Source organism: Limosilactobacillus panis, from assembly GCF_019797825.1.
GTDB classification, from domain to species: Bacteria; Bacillota; Bacilli; order Lactobacillales; family Lactobacillaceae; genus Limosilactobacillus; species Limosilactobacillus panis_A.
The window spans coordinates 996,933-1,014,509 of sequence record NZ_CP081855.1 but is presented as its reverse complement, the minus strand read 5'-3'; the positions used below and the strand labels follow the sequence as shown (position 1 = coordinate 1,014,509).

Here is a 17,577-nt window from a genome sequence, read left to right as displayed (position 1 = left end):
AAAGAACATAAAAAAGTTCTGACACCAGCCAAGCGCTGACATCAGAACCTTTCAGTCTCGTATTACTTATTTAATATCTGTTTCGCGGCAGTAATCTGCGCCTTAACCTGGGCAAAACCAGTTCCGCCGAGCGAGTTCCGCCGCTGGACCGCGACGGCTGGCTTCAAAACTTGGTAGACATCATCTTCAACCCGTGAATCAATTTGCTTAAACGTACTTAGTGGAATGTCTGCTAGATCAGTGCCAGTCTTAATCCCCTTGAGGACCAACTCACCGACAATCTCATGGGCCCGCCGAAACGGGATCCCCTTAGTGGCCAAATAGTCCGCCAGCTCAGTGGCGTTGGAAAAATCATGGTGAGTGGCATGGGCCATCTTATCCTTATTAACATGCAAGGTTTCAACCATCCCCGTCATGACCTTCAGACACGGTAGGATAGTCTTGACGGTATCGAAGACCCCTTCCTTGTCCTCTTGCATATCCTTATTGTACGCCAGCGGCAAGCCTTTCATGGTGGTCAAAAGTCCCATCAGACTGCCAAACACCCGGCCGCTCTTTCCACGAATCAGTTCCGCCATATCCGGATTCTTCTTCTGGGGCATAATGGAACTACCGGTCGAATAGGCATCCGATAGTTCAATGTAGTTAAATTCATAACTACACCAGTAAATGATTTCTTCACATAAGCGGGAAAGGTGTACCATCAAAATACTGGCGTTACTCAGGAACTCCAGTGCAAAGTCCCGATCACTGACAGCATCTAACGAGTTGGCGTACGGTTTATTGAAACCGAGAAGTGCCGTGGTCATTTCCCGGTCAATCGGAAAGGTCGTCCCAGCAAGGGCTGCCGCCCCCAGTGGGGAGAGATCAGTATGCTGCTTATTAAAGGTAAAGCGCTCCACATCCCGTTGAAACATTTGAAAGTAAGCTATTAAGTATTGACCGTAAGAGATTGGTTGGGCGTGTTGCATGTGGGTGTAACCCGGCATGATGGTTTCCACGTTCTTTTCGGCAAGGCTGACGAGGGACTGCTGAAGATCCTTGAGGGCAGTAATAATCTTGGGCAGCCGTTCTTTAACGTAAAGGTGGAAATCAGTTGCTACCTGATCATTACGACTACGTCCAGTATGGAGTTTACCGGCAACTGAACCAATTTTCTTGGTCAAGAGGGCCTCAATATTCATATGAATGTCTTCATTCTCCACGTCAAACGGTAAGCCGTGTTTCTCAAGCTCAGTCATTAAATCATTTAACCCGTCAATAATTTTATCGGCGTCCGCCCCAGGTAAAATTTGGGTCTTCTTTAGCATCTTTACATGGGCTAGCGAACCCATGATGTCTTCTTTTGCCATCTCCCGGTCAAAGGAAATGGAGGCGCCGAATTGGTCGACGAGCTGGTCGCCACCCTTTTCAAACCGGCCACCCCACATCTTCTTAATAGGCATCCGTTACTTCCCCTTTCTCTAAATGGTGGTTAGCTTTTTCTTGGACTTGGGCATAGACCTTGTCAGGTAATTCCCAGAGCTTAATGAAGCCGGTTGCGGCCTTTTGATCAAACTCATCCGCAGAGGTGTAGGTTGCCAAGTTCTTATCGTACAAGGAGTTTGGTGACTTCCGTCCTTCACAAATGACATTACCCTTGAACATCTTTACCCGGACAACACCGTTAACCACTTTTTGCGTTTCATCAATGAACGATACTAACGCCTTCATCAATGGTGAGTACCATAATCCATTATAAATGATTTCCGCCATCTTGCCTTCAATTACCGGCTTAAAATGGGCAACTTCCCGCTCTTGAGTCAGGTCTTCAAGGTCCTTGTGGGCAGCAAGCAAGACGGTCGCAGCAGGACATTCATAAATTTCCCGGGACTTGATGCCAACCAACCGGTTTTCAACGTGGTCGATCCGGCCGATCCCGTTAGTACCGGCAATTTTATCAAGCTTCATGATTAGCTTGTCCAGAGGAAGTTCCTCACCATCAAGGGCGGTTGGTACCCCCTCTTTAAATGTAATTTCCATCACGGTTGGCTGGTCAGGGGTTTCTTCAATTGGGCTTGTCCGTTCGTAGGCGTCCTCGGGAGCCGCTGCCCACGGATCTTCAAGGATCCCACATTCGTTGGCCCGCCCCCACAGGTTTTGGTCAATTGAGTATGGACTAGCCTTAGTAATTGGTACGGGAATATTATTGTCCTTTGCATATTGAATTTCTTCTTCCCGTGACCAATGCCAATTCCGAATAGGGTCTTCAATCTTCATTTCAGGGGCTAAGGCGTGAATACCAGCTTCGAACCGGACCTGGTCGTTCCCCTTCCCAGTACAACCGTGAGCAATTGCGGTGGCCCCGTACTGCTTGGCGGTGGCAACCAGCTTTTGGACAATCAGTGGCCGTGACAGTGCCGAAACTAGTGGGTACTTTTGTTCGTACATCGCATGGGCCTGCAATGCGGGAAGAACAAACTGTTCCGCAAAGTCCAACTTAGCGTCAATCACAACTGACTTCCAGGCACCAATTGCAGTCGCCTTGTTTTTGATGGCTTCTAGATCAAGACCCTCACCAACATCGATACAGCAGGCAATTACGTCATAGCCCTTGTTCTTTAACCAGGCAATTGCAACAGAGGTATCAAGGCCACCGGAATAAGCCAGCACAATTTTTTCTTTCGTCATTATTATCGTCTCCATTCATTTGTTTGCATATTTATTAATTGAAATTAATATACAATGTTTTTGAATATATATCAAGCAATTTTGCAAAATTTCCGTATTTTATTCAGAAATATGTATAGTCAAACTGGATGGACGGTATTTAAGCAGTTAAAAAGTGGTTTAACTACCCGTGCTCACGAGTAATCAAACCGCTTTTCAATTATCCTTATTTAGTTTTGATTATTGATGGCCTGTTCCTTAACCAGTGGAAACTGGGCAAGTTCCTCGGCGTCTAAATCAACATTATGCATTTGTACAGCATTGATCTGGTTATTTTCATAGGTCGTGTAGTAGAAGGTCCCCGTAGCCAGGTTGACCCCATCGGAGTAGATTGTATATTCAAAAGTATCCGGTGCAACCTCGTCAAGCCCCTTCTGCTGTTCAACCGCATGTAGACAGTGGAAGTAGTTGGTAACATTTTCCAGCTCACTGCCTCCCGCCGGTGCATTATGCAGGGTAAAGCATTCCTTAACAAAACGGCTTTCGGAATCCATCCCCCCTGGCAACATGTGGGAGCCCAGGCCCCGACTGTATGTCTTGAGTTCTTTCTTTGGCATTAAGGTGTTAACCGGATCAGCTGGTGAAACACTCTGGTAATTTGCCAGATTCGTCATCTGGGATGGAAACTCGGGGTTATTGGTCAGGACACCCACTGGATTATCGTAAATGTGAAGACCACTCTGGGTGGATTCAACAACAATTGATGCTCCCTGCCGGTCAGCAATCAACCAATGGAGTGGAGAAAGCTGGAGCTGTTCAGAGAAGTTGATATTTACCAAGTTGAGGTTGGTGAGTAGTTTCTTTGCCTCGGCAACGTCTTTACATTGGCCCAGAACATAAGGAATAAATTCGAATGGTGAAACGTTATCTTTGCCCTCTTCAACGGGGAAGAAGTGCGCCAAACCGGCAAAATTCAGTCCGGCCATTCCAAGGCCCTCTTCATTGGCCCCGTCAAAGTATAAAGGATAGTTTTCCTTGACGATAGCCATACCAATAATAGCGTAATGATGTTTTAATGCTGTCATTTGCCGAAATTCAAGTGGATAATCACGTGGTGTGACTACTACTTTTTGACCAAATGAAACTTCCAAATCGAGATTGCGCCCAAAGTAGTGGTCCCCAGCAGTATATAAAATTGATGTGCACATATAAAAGCCCTCTTCCTTAATACCCCCTCATTCTACTCCTTTATTAAAGAAATAGTCATTTAAAAAATGCCAACCACCTAAAGGGGCGGCTGGCTAAAGTGTTTATAAAGTTATTTATTGCTCAATGCTTTTTTAACAGCCTGGTTAACAACCTTCCCATCGGCTTGGCCCTTAACTTTTGGCATTACTGCCCCCATAACCTTGCCGAAGTCTCTCATACTAGTGGCACCAACTTGGGCAATCGTATCGTTAACAATCTTAAGAACGTCATCTGCAGATAACTGTTTAGGCATGTACTTTGCCACAATTTTGAGTTCCGCGTTGGTCTTATCAACCAGGTCCTGACGACCCGCCTTTTCAAATTCGGCCAGTGATTCTTTGCGTTGTTTATATTCACGTGACATAACCGCTACTTCTTCATCCGGTGTCAGATCATGCCCTGCTTCAATCTGCGCATTTTGAACGGCCGCCTTTAGCATCCGGACAACTCCCAAGGTCTCCTTATCACGGTTCTTCATTGCCGAAATCATGTCAGTCGATAATTGTTTCAATAATGCCATCTTCAAGTCCTCCTCATAACTCATATTAAGAAAAAAGCTCCCACCACATCGAAGGTAGGAGCAAACATTTTAGTAGCGACGACCACGCTTGTTCTTGCGCTTCCGTGCTGCTTCAGATTTTAACTTACGCCGAACACTAGGCTTTTCGTAGAATTCACGCTTCCGGTATTCTTGCAAAGTCCCATTGCGCGAAACTGAACGTTTAAAGCGTCGAAGAGCGTCGTCTAAAGATTCATTCTTACGAACGACTGTTTTTGACATCTTGATTCCCTCCCTCCGAGCTTAAAGTTACGTTTCAGGCTACTTACACCTTTCACTACAAAAGGTATTGTACCTAATTCCACCCCCAGTGTCAATATTTACTCCGCATTTATCAATAACTATTTTTAAACCAATTAATGATTTTAGTCTTCTCATATATTTAATGAAGAAAAAATAATTCCCCGTTCACGATAACACTCGCATAGTGAATATTTATGCTTTATTTGCGAAAAAGTGTTGCATAAATAGTGAATGAGGTGTATATTCATTTACAATAATTATTTTAATTCTATTGGCAAAGGAGATTAAGAATTATGAAGCACTTTAAGCAATTATTGATGTTATGCATTCTTTGTGTTTCAGTGTTTCTAGCGCCGCTCAATGCGTTTGCTGCTGCAACTAGTTCAAGCAGTAGCACCAGTTCGAGTTCTACCGCGAACTCAACGAATGCAGCGACCGATGATTCACTACAAAGGATTAAGCAAAAGGGAACGCTGGTCGTGGGGACCAGTGCTGATTATCCACCGTACGAATTCACTACCAAGAAAAATGGTAAAACCGAGTACGTTGGTTTTGAAATGGATGTTGCCAAGCAGTTTGCCAAGGACCTGGGCGTTAAGCTGGTTATCAAGAACATGGACTTTGACTCCCTCCTGGTAGCCCTTGAGTCTCACAAGGTCGACACCGTCATTGCGGGGATGAACATTACCCCCGAGCGGAAGAAGAGCGTTGATTTCTCTAAGCCTTATTACACTGGACATAAGTACTTCCTGATTAACAAAGCTGACAAAGCTAAGTACAAGTCTGTTAACGACTTCAAGGGCAAGACTGTCGGTGCCCAAAACGGGGCAATGGAATATAACCTGGTTAAGCAAAATATCCCGAACGTCCAGGAAAAGGGTTTGGCCAAGATCACTTCATTGGTAATCGCTCTCCAATCCCACAAGGTTGATGGAGTCTTAATGGATGAAGCCACTGCTAAAGCATACGCAAGCAACAACTCCAACCTCTACACCTTCAACTCACATATTAAGATTGACTCTGGTGGGATTGCGATGGCCTTTCCAAAGGGTGATAAATCACTAGAAGCTGCGGGAAACCAAACTGTCAACAAGATCAATAAAGAAGATTTGATTAACAAGAAGTGGATTCCACAAGCTTCCAAGTACATGAAGTCTTACAAGAAGCACAACACAGTTGCTTCATACTGGATATTCTTTGCTAAGGGGGTTGAATATACCCTGATTATCACCGTTATCGCTGTCTTCTTCGGTTTCCTGCTCGGGACCCTGTTTGCATTGATGCGGTTGTCACAAAACAAGATCCTGCACGGAATTGCCGTTTGCTACATTGAGTTCATTCGGGGAACACCGATGTTGGTCCAAATCATGTTTGTTTACTTCGGGATTGGGGCCGTTATCCAATCACTTCCTGCGCTGGTTGCGGGGATCATTGCCGTATCAGTTAACTCCGGTGCCTACGTTGCCGAGGTCATCCGTTCTGGTATTCAGTCCTTGCCGATCGGTCAAACTGAGGCCGCCCGTAGTCTAGGAATGACGAAGAAGCAGGCCTTCCACTTTGTCATCATGCCACAGGCAATGCGTAACATTTGGCCTGCCCTGGGGAACGAATTTATTACCCTGTTAAAGGATAGTTCACTGGTTTCCACAATTGGTGTTGGCGAATTGATGTACCAGACCCAGTTAGTTCAAGCAGATACTTACAAGGGTGTCTTACCACTGTTTATCACTATGTTGATCTACTTTGTGCTGACGTTTACGTTGACAAGAATCCTGAACTACTTCGAAGGGAGAATGAAACATGCCCACTAAAATGATCGAAATTCAACACCTGAAAAAGGAATTTAACGGTAACGAAGTCCTCAAAGATATCTCTGAAGAAGTCGAAAAGGGACAAGTAATTTGTGTGATTGGTCCTTCTGGTGCCGGGAAGAGTACTTTCCTGCGGTGCCTGAATGTCCTTGAAAAGCCCACTGCGGGTAAGGTCCTATTTGAAGGCCAGGATTTGACTAATATTTCTGACCCTGAACTGGACAAACTACGGGAAAAGATGGGGATGGTCTTTCAAGGCTTCAACCTTTTCCCTAACATGACCGTTGTTGACAACATCAAGATTGCCCCCATCAAGGTTAAGGGACTAAGTGAAGAAGAAGCAACCAAAACCGCAATGGGGCTTCTTAAAAAAGTTGGCCTTGAGAACAAGGCAGACGTTTATCCGGACAGCCTTTCCGGTGGTCAAAAGCAGCGGGTGGCCATTGCCCGGTCTCTGGCAATGGACCCGGAGGTGATGCTCTTTGACGAACCGACCAGTGCCCTTGACCCTGAGATGGTTGATGAAGTGCTGAATGTTATGCAAGAATTAGCTGATTCCGGAATGACGATGGTGGTGGTAACCCACGAGATGGGCTTTGCCAAAGAAGTGGCTGACCAAATCTGGTTTATGGCCGATGGCTACATCCAAGAAAGCGGCAAGCCAGAGGACTTCTTTAGTCACCCAACTAGTGACCGGGCAAAGGAATTTTTGAAGAAAGTTCTTAAATAAAACCTTAAAAGAGGCTGGACATGTAACGTGCCCAACCTCTTTTATGTTAAGGAAGAAGCTAACCAATAAAATCACCACTGCTCACTGGCAATTATTCCTGCGGGCTGACCCTAGCCGCAAGCTAGTGACTGCTATCTGAAGAATGGAACTGTATTTGAGCTCCGGCAGGGTTCATGCTTACTCGCTACCCGCGTTTTCCTTACCAGTTAGCGCGTCCCGATTAAAAATCAAGAACCTGGCTGTTTCCCAAAATTTGAAAACCGCGGGCTAGCCACATTCTTACTTAACTTTGCCAAGGAGTACGCTCACCAACACCACTACCGTAAGTTAATTATCGGCACCGGGTCGACGAGCTTCAAACAACTGTACCTTTATCAAAAGGTGGGTTTCCGTGCGGTTGCAATTAGGAGCAACTTTCTCACCGATAATTACCGCAACCCAATCTTTGAAAACCACCTCCGCTTACGAGATATGATTGTTCTCAAAATGAATACTGATTGACTTTAAACATGTTAAAGGGGTTGTGACATAAGTCTCCTATATAGTTATAGTTGAAAATGCTACAGTGCAATACACAAAGGGACTCTAGCATTCGGATTTTCCGAACACTAGAGTCCTCTTTGTGCTTTATAAAGACTTGCTTCGACTCGACGGGGGTTCTCCACAGGCTAGCTTCGCATCGAAAAACGAACTAGCAAGCTAGCCCTGTCTCCCCCTTAGCATGTTTATTTACTTGTCCTGGCGGTAATCAACGTCATCGTCAAACTTAATCTTCAAGTCATCCAATTGTTGTTGGCTAACCTTCCCTGGCGCAGCCGTCAGTGGTTCGACGGCCTTAGAGTTCTTTGGGAATGGAATAACGTCCCGGATATTGTCTGCTTCAGCCAGCAGCATTACCCACCGGTCAAGGCCGAATGCCAGTCCACCTTCTGGCGGCATCCCCATCGTGAGGGCCTTCAGTAAGAAGCCAAAGCGCGCTTCAGCACGTTCCTTGGTATATCCCAGAGCCTTTAAGACCTTTTCCTGGACCTTTGGATCGTGGATACGGATTGACCCACCACCAATTTCTTGACCGTTCAGGATAATGTCATAACTTTGGGCGTGGGCCTTGTGCGGATCCTCACCATCTTCAAGGTAGTGGAGGTCCTCTTCATTCAACATGGTGAACGGGTGATGGGCAGCAATCCACTTGCCGAACCCTTCATCATATTCAAACATTGGCCAGTTAACAACCCAGAGGTAGTTCCATTGTCCTGGCTTAATCATGTCCATTTCCTTGGCAATTGCCCGCCGCAGGTAGCCCAAAGAGTCACAGACAACGTGGAAACTAGCCGCAACAAAGAGGATCAGGTCTCCTTCATTTGCACCCATTTCGGCATTAATTTGAGCCGCTTTATCATTTAGAAACTTAGCAACGGGACCGCTGTAGCCATCAGCAGTTACCTTAACCCAAGCTAATCCCTTGGCACCATAACGCTTGATGTATTCTTCCTTCTTGGAAATGTCCTTCCGGGAGTACTTATCAGCACCACCGGGCACACAGATGGCCCGGACAAAGTCACCGTTGGCCACCGTTCCGGAGAAGACCTTGAAGGCACTGTCCTTGACGATGTCCGACAGGTCGTGAATCAGCATACCAAAACGGGTGTCGGGCTTGTCAGAACCATACTTATCCATTGATTCCTGCCATTCCATCCGGGGGAACGGTGTCTTAACATCAATCCCCTTAACTTCCTTCATGACCCGCTTGATTAGGCCCTCCGTTTCGGTTTGGATGTCTTCAGGTGTGGCAAAACTCATTTCCGTATCAATCTGGGTGAATTCTGGCTGACGGTCCCCCCGCAGGTCTTCGTCCCGGAAACACCGGGCCAGCTGGTAGTACTTATCAACCCCTGCAGCCATCAGCAACTGCTTAAACAGCTGTGGTGATTGTGGCAGGGCATAGAAGTGACCAGGGTAAACCCGGGAAGGAACGATATAGTCCCGGGCCCCTTCTGGCGTTGACCGGGTCAAGTCCGGCGTTTCCACGTCCAAGAAGCCTTCACCATCGTAATAGTTATGAACGATGGAGGCAACCTTGCTCCGTAGCTTCAGGTTCTTCATCATTTCGGGACGCCGCAAGTCGAGGTAACGATACTTCATCCGTAGGTCTTCCGTTGCGTCAACATTATCCGTAATATCAAACGGTGTGGTTTCTGACTTGGCAAGAACCTTGATGTAGTCCACGGCAACTTCAACCTTCCCGGTCTTCATGTCGGGATTGATTTCCCTTTTTGCCCGCAGTTGAACCTTACCGTGAACTTCCAGGACATATTGGCCCCGTACGGCATTTGCAACCTTAAATACCGCTGGATTATCCTTTTCGTTGAAGACTAATTGAACAATTCCTTCCCGGTCCCAGAGGTCAATAAAAATCAGGCCACCAAGGTTCCGGCGCTTAGCAACCCAACCTTTGAGGACGACTTCTTGACCGACTTGTTTTTTACTGGTATCACCAGCGTAATTAGTACGTTTCATTCTCTAACTTCCCCTTTTTTATCCACTTCCAAAAATAAAAAAGCACCCCTGTTTTTCAACAAGGGTGCTAATGCACGGTACCACCTTGGTATCTACTCAACGATAACGCTAGCTTCCTAGCGGGGACATTGCCCAACCTAAAAAGTGTCAATCGGCGCTTCTTCTGACGGGCTTTCACCATCCCCGTTCGCTATTACTTTGAAGGTGCCGAGCATTCTTTTATCTTCGGTCACGAATATTTAATTTCAGTGTTAACCTTACTCGTCCCCGCCTGGAAAGTCAATACCCGGCAAACTTGCTTTTTAAGATATCAAATTTAAAATGAGGGTAACACTGATGAAGGGAGTCATATAATGAGCAAGCTAAATCACAGCTGGTTTACCCGGTTGCCGCTTAAAGACATTACTAGTTTTCAGCCGGTCAGCGGTGGTGACATTAATGAGGCTTACCGAATTGAAGCCAGTGGTAAGAGCTACTTCATTAAGGTCCAACCGAACCACCCAGCAAGCTACTTTAAACACGAAATCAACGGGCTCAAGGCCCTGGGGAAAGTTGTCAACACGCCCACTCCCCTGTATAACGGGGCGATTGATGGTCACGCCTACCTTGTCCTCAACTGGCTAACAGAAAGTGCCGGTAGTCAAGCTGACCTGGGGCGGGCGGTTGCTGACCTCCACCAACACTTTAATCCTCGGTTTGGCTTCGTTGACAATCACCAAACAAAGGTCCTCGTGAAGAACAATACCTGGAACGATAGCTGGAAAGACTTTTACGTTAACCAGCGCCTGCTTCCTGAGGTTGCGGCAGCGCAGCGGGAAGGTCGCTGGAACCGCTGGCGGGAAGAACACTTCCAGCAAATGGTTAAGAAGTTTCAGCAGTATTATAACAATCACGAAGTTAAGGCAAGCCTCCTTCATGGTGACCTCTGGGCAGGCAACTTCATGTTTGCCAACGATAAGCCCTACCTCATCGATCCCGATGCCGTCTATGGTGACCGTGAGTTTGACATCGCCATGACGACAATCTTCGGGGGCTTTGATAACGAATTTTACCAGGCCTATACGGAAAAGTTCCCCTTCACACCGGGAATTAACGACCGCCTGCCCTGGTACCAGTTCTACTACCTGTGCATGCACCTGATCCTATTTGGTGAAAGCTATGGGGGTGCGGTCGACCGAATTTTAGGCCGTTACTAGGGACAATAAGGGGACCATATTCAACCCCACTGTATTAAAGGGGATAAAGTAAGCGCCAGTGTTCGGGAAAGCCGAACACTGGCACTCATTTTTTATATTATTTTCATTTTTCAAAAATGATTGTTGTCGGACCGTCGTTCTCCAGGTCGACCTTCATATCTGCGCCAAATTGGCCAGTCGCAACATGAACACCAGTTGCTGCTAACTTAGCATTGAAGCGATCGTATAACGGCGCTGCAATGGCTGGCTTAGCCGCCGCCGTGAAGCTTGGCCGATTTCCCTTCCGGGTATTCGCGTAAAGGGTGAACTGTGAGATTGACAGGATTTCGCCGTTGACGTCATTCAGTCCCCGGTTCATCTTGCCATTTTCGTCTTCGAACACCCGTAAGTTAACAATCTTATGGACCAGGTAGTCAAGCTGCTCGTCCCCGTCGTCAGGGCCAAAACCAACCAAAAGCATAAAGCCCCGGCCAATTTTGCCAACCGTCATGCCATTAATCGTTACTTGAGCATAGTTGACCTTTTGCAATACAACGCGCATTAGACGACTCCTTTCATTAACGAATTACCCGCTTAACAACGTAGACATCCCGAATGTTCTTTAAGGCATCCATAATTAACTGGAGCTGAGTTAGGTTCCGCACCCCAATTGTGAGACTGATTGTGACCATCTTATTATGATCTACCTTACCATTAACGGAGTTCAAGTAACGGGTGCTATTGTTGACTGAACGAAGAACGTCATTCAACATACCGTTTCGGTTATAACCCTGGACCTCAATGTCAGCACTGTAGTTAGTTTTATCACCGTGGGGATTTGCCCAGTACACGCTGACAATCCGCTGACCACTCTTTTTGGCAGCCCGGATATTGGGACAGTCGGCCCGGTGGACGGAAACTCCGCGACCCTTGGTAATGTAACCAGTGATTTCATCACCGGGAACCGGGTTGCAACAATGGCTTAACCGGACCAATAAATTGTCAACGCCCTCAACGACGACGCCCTCACTTGATGCCTTTGCCTGTTTCTGTCGTTCCCGCTCATCAGGTTCCTGAAGGGTCTGGTGACCCTCTAAGACAGCCCTTTCTGCTGCCTCCTTACGATCATCTTCGGCTTTCTTCCGGATGTCGGCAGTGAACCGATTGCGAACACCAACCGGTGCCAAATCGCCAAAGCCAACTGCCGCAAACATGTCATCACTGCTCTTGTAGTGTAGGCGGCTGGCAACTTCTTGACACTTCTCTTCCGTCATTAGCTCTGAAGGAACATAACCTGCTTCTTGGAGCTGACTCTCAAGCATTCGCTTCCCCTGTTCAATGTTTTCCTCCCGGTTATGGGCCCGGAAGAAGGAGCGAATCTTGTTGCGGGCCCGCCGCGTTGACACAAGTTCTAACCAATCCCGGCTTGGACCTGCTGATGACGAGGACGTCAGGATATCAACAATATCACCGTTCTTGATTTCGTAGTCCAAAGGAACGATGCGGCCGTTAACCTTGGCCCCTGTTGTATGGTTACCGACTTCTGTGTGGATTTGGTAGGCCATATCGAGGGGCCCGGCCCCTTTCGGCATTTCAATTACATCCCCCTTAGGAGTGAAGGCGTAAACCTTATCCGTGAAAATATCACTTTGGATTCCCTGCATAAATTCATCGGTTCCGTGACTCTCACTGCGCATCTCCAGGATTTCCTTAACGACGTTCAGCTTCTGACTATCTTTAGTCTGCTTAACACCGTTGGTCTTCCCTTCCTTATAAGCCCAGTGGGCTGCAACCCCATATTCAGCAACCTGATGCATGTGGTGGGTCCGAATTTGGACTTCTAGTGGCCGCCCTTCTGGCCCAATAATCGTAGTGTGAAGGGACTGGTAACCATTAGCTTTCGGCATCGCAATGTAGTCCTTAAACCGTCCCGGCATTGGTTTCCAATTCGTGTGAATTGCCCCCAGTGCTGCGTAGCAATCCTTGATTGTATCGACGACAATCCGAATAGCCAAGAGGTCGTAAATCTGGCTAAATTGCTTGTGCTGAGTAACCATTTTCCGATAAATCGAGTAGATATGTTTCGGCCGACCATAAATTTCAACATTCGGTCCCAGGTCAAGGTCACTAATGGCCTTCCTAATCAACTTGATGGAGTGGTTGATGGAATTCACTCGTTGGTCTCGCCGTGAATTCATCAGGTGGACAATTCGGTAGTACTGCTGAGGGTTCAAGTAGCGCAGGGAAAGGTCTTCCAACTCCCACTTGATAGTACTGATCCCCAGCCGGTCAGCAATTGGGGCGTAGATTTCCAGGGTTTCGTTGGAAATTCGCCGTTGCTTGTCTGGACGCAGATGCTTAAGTGTCCGCATATTGTGCAGGCGGTCAGCCAGCTTGACAATCATCACCCGAATATCCTTCGACATCGCTAGCAGAAGTTTCCGGTGCGTCGCGGCCATCTGTTCCTTATTCGACTTATATTGGATCTTACCGAGCTTGGTATCCCCATCGACAATCATGGCAATCGTGGGGCCAAATAGCTCCTTAATGTCGTCCAGGGTTGCCCCGGTATCTTCGACAATGTCATGCAGGCAACCTGCACAAACCGTTTCCGGGTCCATCTGAAGGTTAGCCAGAATTCCCGCTACTTGAATGGGGTGAATAATGTAAGGCTCACCGGACTTACGCCGTTGGTCGTGATGACAAATTTCGGCAAAACGGTAAGCCCTTTCAACTAGGGCCACGTGTTCCTCGTTCATGTATGATGCCACCATCTTATGAACATCTTCATGGGTCAACTCTTTTGTTTCTGACATAAAGACAACCTCCCTTCGTCTTAATTTTGCTTACGCGTCGAGCAGGATAGGTAAGTGATTGCTAAGTAGGCGGCAGCAAAGTAGTACGTGTACTTTGGCATCCAAACGTAAGCAGCCGCTAAAAATAAGATTGGGAAGACAAACAGTGTCCACCAGCGAGCGGCGTGGCGGTAAAGATAACTGCCTAACCAGATGCAGTAACAGCAATTAACCACAACCAGGACCCAGCCGACCCACATTGCCTTGGTAAACGGCAAAAACTTGAGTGCCAAAACTGGTACTAGGACCCCAAAAAGGATTCCCCCGCCCCACAAAAACATGTCAACATTTTTCTTGATCCAATTCATTCTCTCAACACCTTATACTTTGACAATTTAATGCCCAAATTTATCTGCTTAATTGTAGCACAAATCTTAGTTAACCGGGGTTGCCAACTCACAAGCATAGGAAACAGCAGCCAGAAAGTACAGGGGAGCTGTTTCCGTTCGCAAAATCCGGGGCCCGAGGCCAACCGGTTGGACACCTGCCGTGGCCATTTGGTCAACCTCCGCCGTTGTGAGACCACCTTCTGGGCCAAACACGGCAAGCAGTGACTGCTGAGCCTTAATTTTTTGTAGGCACTGAGCCAGGACACTCTTTTCTCCCTGCTTGGCAGACTCCTCCCAGGCAACGAGACGAAAATCAGCCGGGTTAGCCGCCAGCGCCCGCCCGAGGTTCGGATAGTAGGCCACCACAGGTTGGTAATTACGGTGAGATTGTTCGGCAGCAGCATCCGCAATTTTTTGCAGGCGGCCAACCTTTCTTTGCTGCTTGTTTGGCGTCCAGTGGCTAACCGATCGCTGTGCCTCAAAGAAAACGATTCGTTTAGCCCCTAGTTCAGTGGCCTTCTGTACGATCAGCTCTGGCTTCTCCTTAGTCTTGGGAAGGCCACATAGGATAGTCACGTCAACCGGGAGTTCACTATTCTTGCCTAAAGCGCGGTCGATTTTGACAATCGTCTCTGGTTCCGTAGCCGCAACCTTTGCTAGGTAAACCTGGTGGTCAGCGAGGACAAGCTCGACTGGTGTGCCAACTTCTGCTCTTAAGACAGTCGTCAGGTGGTGGGCAATCCCTGCCGGCAGAACCAATCGACCATCTTGGGCACGCTCATTAATGAAATAACGCTGCATCTTACTCGTCCTCCGTTGGCTTGTGAGCAATAATACCGTGCCAGTCCTTCATCTTAGCTTCACTATTGATAATAAAGCCCTGGGCTGTTAGTTTTTGACGAATCAATTCCGCCTTATCATCAATAATTCCAGAGGTTAAGAACAGTCCACCAGACTTTAGATTCTCGTAGGCCTGTGGAATTAACGGAACGATAATCTCCGCTAGGATGTTTGCGACCACAATATCGACTTGCGTGTGAATGCCATCCAGCAAGCTATTAACACCAAGTTTGATATCACTGGCAACGGGGTTTAGGGCAATATTTTTCTTTGCCGAACGAACCGCAACTTTGTCAACGTCGTATGCGGCCACCGCACCTGCACCAAGCTGTTTAGCAGCAATACTGAGCACTCCAGAGCCCGTTCCGACGTCAATCATCGACTCGCCACCGCGTACAACCTTTTCGAGTGCTTCCAGCATCAAGCGGGTTGTGGGATGGGTCCCGGTTCCAAAGGCCATCCCAGGGTCAAGATAAATTAGTTTCTCACTCTGCTGGGCCGGCTGATAGTCTTCCCACTGGGGCACGATGGTCAGTTCATTAGTAACCCGTAGTGGGTGGTAATACTTTTGCCAAACAGTTGCCCAATCCTTATTGTTGACCGTTTCTGCTGTTACCTGGTCATTTCCCGGGTTCAGTCCATAATCTTTTAGCTTGGCAACCCGCATTTTGATTGTCGGGACAATTTCCGGCATAAGGGTTTTCTCCGGAAAGTAGCCGGTTACCGCGGCCCCTTGTTTCCGGTGTGGAATCTCATCCGGGTCAACAATTTCGCCGTGTTCTCCATACCTTCCCGGACGGAGATTGGCGAAATCGGCAGCATCGTCAATTTGAATTCCCTCTGCCCCTTCATTCGTTAAGATATAGCTAACCGCTTCGACAGCTTCACTCGATGTCACAACCGTAACTGATGTCCAGTTCATTTTTTCCTCCTTGAATTAAGAAAATCGTGACCACCCTTCGATGGTCACGATTCCTGCTCATAATAATTATTCGTCATCATCAACATGGTGATTCTCTTCCTCACGCGCCCGCTTCTTCTTTTCCATGTGGTGCTTTAAATAGTCAATCAAATCCGACTCGGTTAAGAAGATCCGCGGGTGGTGCTGGTGGTGTAAACGAACGTCGATTTCATTGATCTTCAGGCGCCCTGTCCAGGTATGGGAGTATCGAATGATTACCCGGTTGTTAAGCCGATGCTTACCAAAGCGAAAAACGTAGACATGTTGAGGAGTCATCATCGGCCGAATGTATTCACGCTTGTACATTAAATCATTGTCACGCATGAACTGTTTAGTACGATTTAAAATGGTAATCACCTCCTCCGAAATTATTTGACTAACTTTCTTCCATGAAAGTCAATTGTAGGTATTTTTATTTTAGCACATGTTCTGACTCTACCAAAGTTAAAACCCTATTAAGTTTGCCCTTTAGAAAATATTCTTCCCGCTTATTTTTCAAGCTTAAGTACCCAATTTTGCCAAGCTTGTGAAATAGTTATTTTGTGATAAGGCTAATATCAACATGTTAAAATTATCTTATATTATAGATTTTTCACAAAGGAATGCTATAATATTTTTTGGAGATTTAATCTCGATAATTGCAAAAGATGAAAGGGAGATTGCTAATTATGTCTAAGAATCATCAAAAAGTTGTCCTCGTCGGTGACGGGGCCGTTGGTTCAAGCTATGCTTTCGCAATGGCCCAACAGGGAATTGCTGAAGAATTCGCCATTGTTGATATTATTAAGAAGCGTACTGAAGGTGACGCTTTGGACCTGGAAGATGCAACTGCATTCACTGCTCCAAAGAACATCTACTCCGCTGACTACGACACTTGCAAGGACGCCGACCTGGTCGTTATCACTGCCGGTGCCCCACAAAAGCCTGGTGAAACTCGGCTTCAATTAGTTGACAAGAACTTGAAGATTATCAAATCCGTTGTTGAACCAATTATGAAGTCTGGTTTTGATGGTATCTTCCTGGTTGCTGCTAACCCAGTTGATATCTTAACTTACGCTGTACAAAAGTTCTCTGGTTTTCCAAAGAATAAGGTCGTTGGTTCCGGTACTTCTCTGGACTCCGCTCGTCTGCGGGTTGCCCTTGCTAAGAAGTTCAACGTTGACCCACGTGATGTTTCTGCTAACATCATGGCTGAACACGGTGACTCCGAATTTGCCGCTTACTCCAGTGCTACTATTGGTGGTAAGCCATTGCTAGACATCGCTAAGGAACAAAGTGTTTCAACTGACGAACTCCTTAAGATTGAAGACGACGTTCGTAACAAGGCATACGAAATCATTAACCGCAAGGGTGCAACCTTCTACGGTGTTGCTACTGCTTTGATGCGGATCTCTCGTGCCATCCTGCGTGATGAAAACGCTGTTCTCCCAATCGGTGCTCCAATGAACGGTGAATACGGCCTGAAGGACCTCTACATCGGTACCCCAGCCGTTGTTAACGCTTCTGGTGTTGCTCGTGTTATTGAAGTTCCACTTAACGACCGTGAAAAGAAGGCTATGGCCGCTTCTGCTGCTGAACTGGAAAAGGTTGCTAAGAACGGTTTGGCTAAGCTGGAAGGCAACAACTAGTATTTAAATTATTACTTCTGAGGGTCTGGGTT

General features: G+C 47.0%; 17 protein-coding genes. 5 read left to right on the top strand and 12 right to left on the bottom strand.

Features of this window, described 5'->3' with window-relative positions; translation table 11 throughout:
- Positions 1 to 62: 62 nt before the first annotated feature.
- From argH to rpsU, 5 genes are all read right to left on the bottom strand, one after another.
- Positions 63 to 1,445, bottom strand: coding sequence for an argininosuccinate lyase (gene argH / locus KZE55_RS04915; protein ID WP_222259736.1), 1,383 nt, complete (start codon positions 1,443 to 1,445; stop codon positions 63 to 65).
- Positions 1,435 to 2,670 carry an argininosuccinate synthase gene (locus tag KZE55_RS04910; protein WP_222259734.1) on the bottom strand — a complete coding sequence of 412 codons (1,236 nt, stop codon included), beginning with the start codon at positions 2,668 to 2,670 and terminating at the stop codon, positions 1,435 to 1,437. Before KZE55_RS04910 ends, argH begins: the two co-directional genes overlap by 11 nt.
- Positions 2,671 to 2,879: 209 nt before the next feature.
- Positions 2,880 to 3,857 carry a choloylglycine hydrolase gene (gene bsh / locus KZE55_RS04905; RefSeq protein ID WP_222259731.1) on the bottom strand — a complete coding sequence of 326 codons (978 nt, stop codon included), beginning with the start codon at positions 3,855 to 3,857 and terminating at the stop codon, positions 2,880 to 2,882.
- Between the two features lie 110 nt (positions 3,858 to 3,967).
- Positions 3,968 to 4,417, bottom strand: coding sequence for a GatB/YqeY domain-containing protein (locus KZE55_RS04900; protein ID WP_222259729.1), 450 nt, complete (start codon positions 4,415 to 4,417; stop codon positions 3,968 to 3,970).
- Between the two features lie 69 nt (positions 4,418 to 4,486).
- The gene (rpsU, locus tag KZE55_RS04895) at positions 4,487 to 4,678 is read right to left on the bottom strand and encodes a 30S ribosomal protein S21 (RefSeq protein ID WP_047770440.1); all 192 of its coding nucleotides are present in this window, start codon (positions 4,676 to 4,678) and stop codon (positions 4,487 to 4,489) included.
- Positions 4,679 to 4,992: 314 nt separating this feature from the next.
- Between rpsU and KZE55_RS04890 the strand changes: the two genes are divergently transcribed.
- From KZE55_RS04890 to KZE55_RS10470, 3 genes are all read left to right on the top strand, one after another.
- Positions 4,993 to 6,510, top strand: coding sequence for an ABC transporter substrate-binding protein/permease (locus KZE55_RS04890; RefSeq protein ID WP_222259727.1), 1,518 nt, complete (start codon positions 4,993 to 4,995; stop codon positions 6,508 to 6,510).
- Positions 6,500 to 7,240 carry an amino acid ABC transporter ATP-binding protein gene (locus tag KZE55_RS04885; protein WP_315853401.1) on the top strand — a complete coding sequence of 247 codons (741 nt, stop codon included), beginning with the start codon at positions 6,500 to 6,502 and terminating at the stop codon, positions 7,238 to 7,240. Before KZE55_RS04890 ends, KZE55_RS04885 begins: the two co-directional genes overlap by 11 nt.
- Positions 7,241 to 7,459: 219 nt before the next feature.
- Positions 7,460 to 7,741 carry a GNAT family N-acetyltransferase gene (locus tag KZE55_RS10470; protein WP_396442469.1) on the top strand — a complete coding sequence of 94 codons (282 nt, stop codon included), beginning with the start codon at positions 7,460 to 7,462 and terminating at the stop codon, positions 7,739 to 7,741.
- A gap of 228 nt (positions 7,742 to 7,969) precedes the next feature.
- Here the strand turns inward: KZE55_RS10470 and aspS are convergent, their stop codons facing one another.
- The gene (aspS, locus tag KZE55_RS04880; protein ID WP_222259725.1) at positions 7,970 to 9,757 is read right to left on the bottom strand and encodes an aspartate--tRNA ligase; all 1,788 of its coding nucleotides are present in this window, start codon (positions 9,755 to 9,757) and stop codon (positions 7,970 to 7,972) included.
- A gap of 353 nt (positions 9,758 to 10,110) precedes the next feature.
- Here aspS and KZE55_RS04875 point away from each other — a divergent pair, with 353 nt between their 5' ends.
- Positions 10,111 to 10,953 (top strand): fructosamine kinase family protein, encoded by an 843-nt coding sequence (locus KZE55_RS04875; protein ID WP_222259723.1) that lies wholly within the window; start codon positions 10,111 to 10,113, stop codon positions 10,951 to 10,953.
- 103 nt (positions 10,954 to 11,056) lie between these two features.
- Here the strand turns inward: KZE55_RS04875 and dtd are convergent, their stop codons facing one another.
- The 6 genes from dtd to KZE55_RS04845 all read right to left on the bottom strand — a co-directional run bounded on the left by dtd (position 11,057) and on the right by KZE55_RS04845 (position 16,241).
- Complete coding sequence (dtd, locus tag KZE55_RS04870; protein ID WP_222259721.1) at positions 11,057 to 11,494, bottom strand: D-aminoacyl-tRNA deacylase; 438 nt, start codon at positions 11,492 to 11,494, stop codon at positions 11,057 to 11,059.
- Positions 11,495 to 11,510: 16 nt separating this feature from the next.
- Positions 11,511 to 13,748, bottom strand: coding sequence for a RelA/SpoT family protein (locus KZE55_RS04865; protein ID WP_222259719.1), 2,238 nt, complete (start codon positions 13,746 to 13,748; stop codon positions 11,511 to 11,513).
- A gap of 20 nt (positions 13,749 to 13,768) precedes the next feature.
- Positions 13,769 to 14,095 (bottom strand): hypothetical protein, encoded by a 327-nt coding sequence (locus KZE55_RS04860; RefSeq protein ID WP_222259718.1) that lies wholly within the window; start codon positions 14,093 to 14,095, stop codon positions 13,769 to 13,771.
- Positions 14,096 to 14,161: 66 nt separating this feature from the next.
- Entirely contained in the window at positions 14,162 to 14,917 is a 756-nt protein-coding gene (locus KZE55_RS04855) for an RsmE family RNA methyltransferase (protein ID WP_222259716.1), read from the bottom strand.
- Between the two features lies 1 nt (position 14,918).
- Complete coding sequence (gene prmA, locus KZE55_RS04850) at positions 14,919 to 15,878, bottom strand: 50S ribosomal protein L11 methyltransferase (protein WP_222259714.1); 960 nt, start codon at positions 15,876 to 15,878, stop codon at positions 14,919 to 14,921.
- Positions 15,879 to 15,944: 66 nt separating this feature from the next.
- Complete coding sequence (locus KZE55_RS04845) at positions 15,945 to 16,241, bottom strand: hypothetical protein (protein ID WP_222259923.1); 297 nt, start codon at positions 16,239 to 16,241, stop codon at positions 15,945 to 15,947.
- Between the two features lie 344 nt (positions 16,242 to 16,585).
- On the opposite strand from KZE55_RS04845, the gene KZE55_RS04840 reads away from it, so the two are divergent.
- Entirely contained in the window at positions 16,586 to 17,545 is a 960-nt protein-coding gene (locus tag KZE55_RS04840; protein WP_222259712.1) for an L-lactate dehydrogenase, read from the top strand.
- Positions 17,546 to 17,577: the final 32 nt, after the last annotated feature.

Excerpts from the sequence above, each read along its gene's own strand:
- argH (WP_222259736.1), bottom strand. The coding sequence starts at position 1,445 with ATGCCTATTAAGAAGATGTGGGGTGGCCGGTTTGAAAAGGGTGGCGAC.
- KZE55_RS04910 (WP_222259734.1), bottom strand. The coding sequence starts at position 2,670 with ATGACGAAAGAAAAAATTGTGCTGGCTTATTCCGGTGGCCTTGATACC.
- bsh (WP_222259731.1), bottom strand. The coding sequence starts at position 3,857 with ATGTGCACATCAATTTTATATACTGCTGGGGACCACTACTTTGGGCGC.
- KZE55_RS04900 (WP_222259729.1), bottom strand. The coding sequence starts at position 4,417 with ATGGCATTATTGAAACAATTATCGACTGACATGATTTCGGCAATGAAG.
- rpsU (WP_047770440.1), bottom strand. The coding sequence starts at position 4,678 with ATGTCAAAAACAGTCGTTCGTAAGAATGAATCTTTAGACGACGCTCTT.
- KZE55_RS04890 (WP_222259727.1), top strand. The coding sequence starts at position 4,993 with ATGAAGCACTTTAAGCAATTATTGATGTTATGCATTCTTTGTGTTTCA.
- KZE55_RS04885 (WP_315853401.1), top strand. The coding sequence starts at position 6,500 with ATGCCCACTAAAATGATCGAAATTCAACACCTGAAAAAGGAATTTAAC.
- aspS (WP_222259725.1), bottom strand. The coding sequence starts at position 9,757 with ATGAAACGTACTAATTACGCTGGTGATACCAGTAAAAAACAAGTCGGT.
- KZE55_RS04875 (WP_222259723.1), top strand. The coding sequence starts at position 10,111 with ATGAGCAAGCTAAATCACAGCTGGTTTACCCGGTTGCCGCTTAAAGAC.
- dtd (WP_222259721.1), bottom strand. The coding sequence starts at position 11,494 with ATGCGCGTTGTATTGCAAAAGGTCAACTATGCTCAAGTAACGATTAAT.
- KZE55_RS04865 (WP_222259719.1), bottom strand. The coding sequence starts at position 13,748 with ATGTCAGAAACAAAAGAGTTGACCCATGAAGATGTTCATAAGATGGTG.
- KZE55_RS04860 (WP_222259718.1), bottom strand. The coding sequence starts at position 14,095 with ATGAATTGGATCAAGAAAAATGTTGACATGTTTTTGTGGGGCGGGGGA.
- KZE55_RS04855 (WP_222259716.1), bottom strand. The coding sequence starts at position 14,917 with ATGCAGCGTTATTTCATTAATGAGCGTGCCCAAGATGGTCGATTGGTT.
- prmA (WP_222259714.1), bottom strand. The coding sequence starts at position 15,878 with ATGAACTGGACATCAGTTACGGTTGTGACATCGAGTGAAGCTGTCGAA.
- KZE55_RS04845 (WP_222259923.1), bottom strand. The coding sequence starts at position 16,241 with ATGCGTGACAATGATTTAATGTACAAGCGTGAATACATTCGGCCGATG.
- KZE55_RS04840 (WP_222259712.1), top strand. The coding sequence starts at position 16,586 with ATGTCTAAGAATCATCAAAAAGTTGTCCTCGTCGGTGACGGGGCCGTT.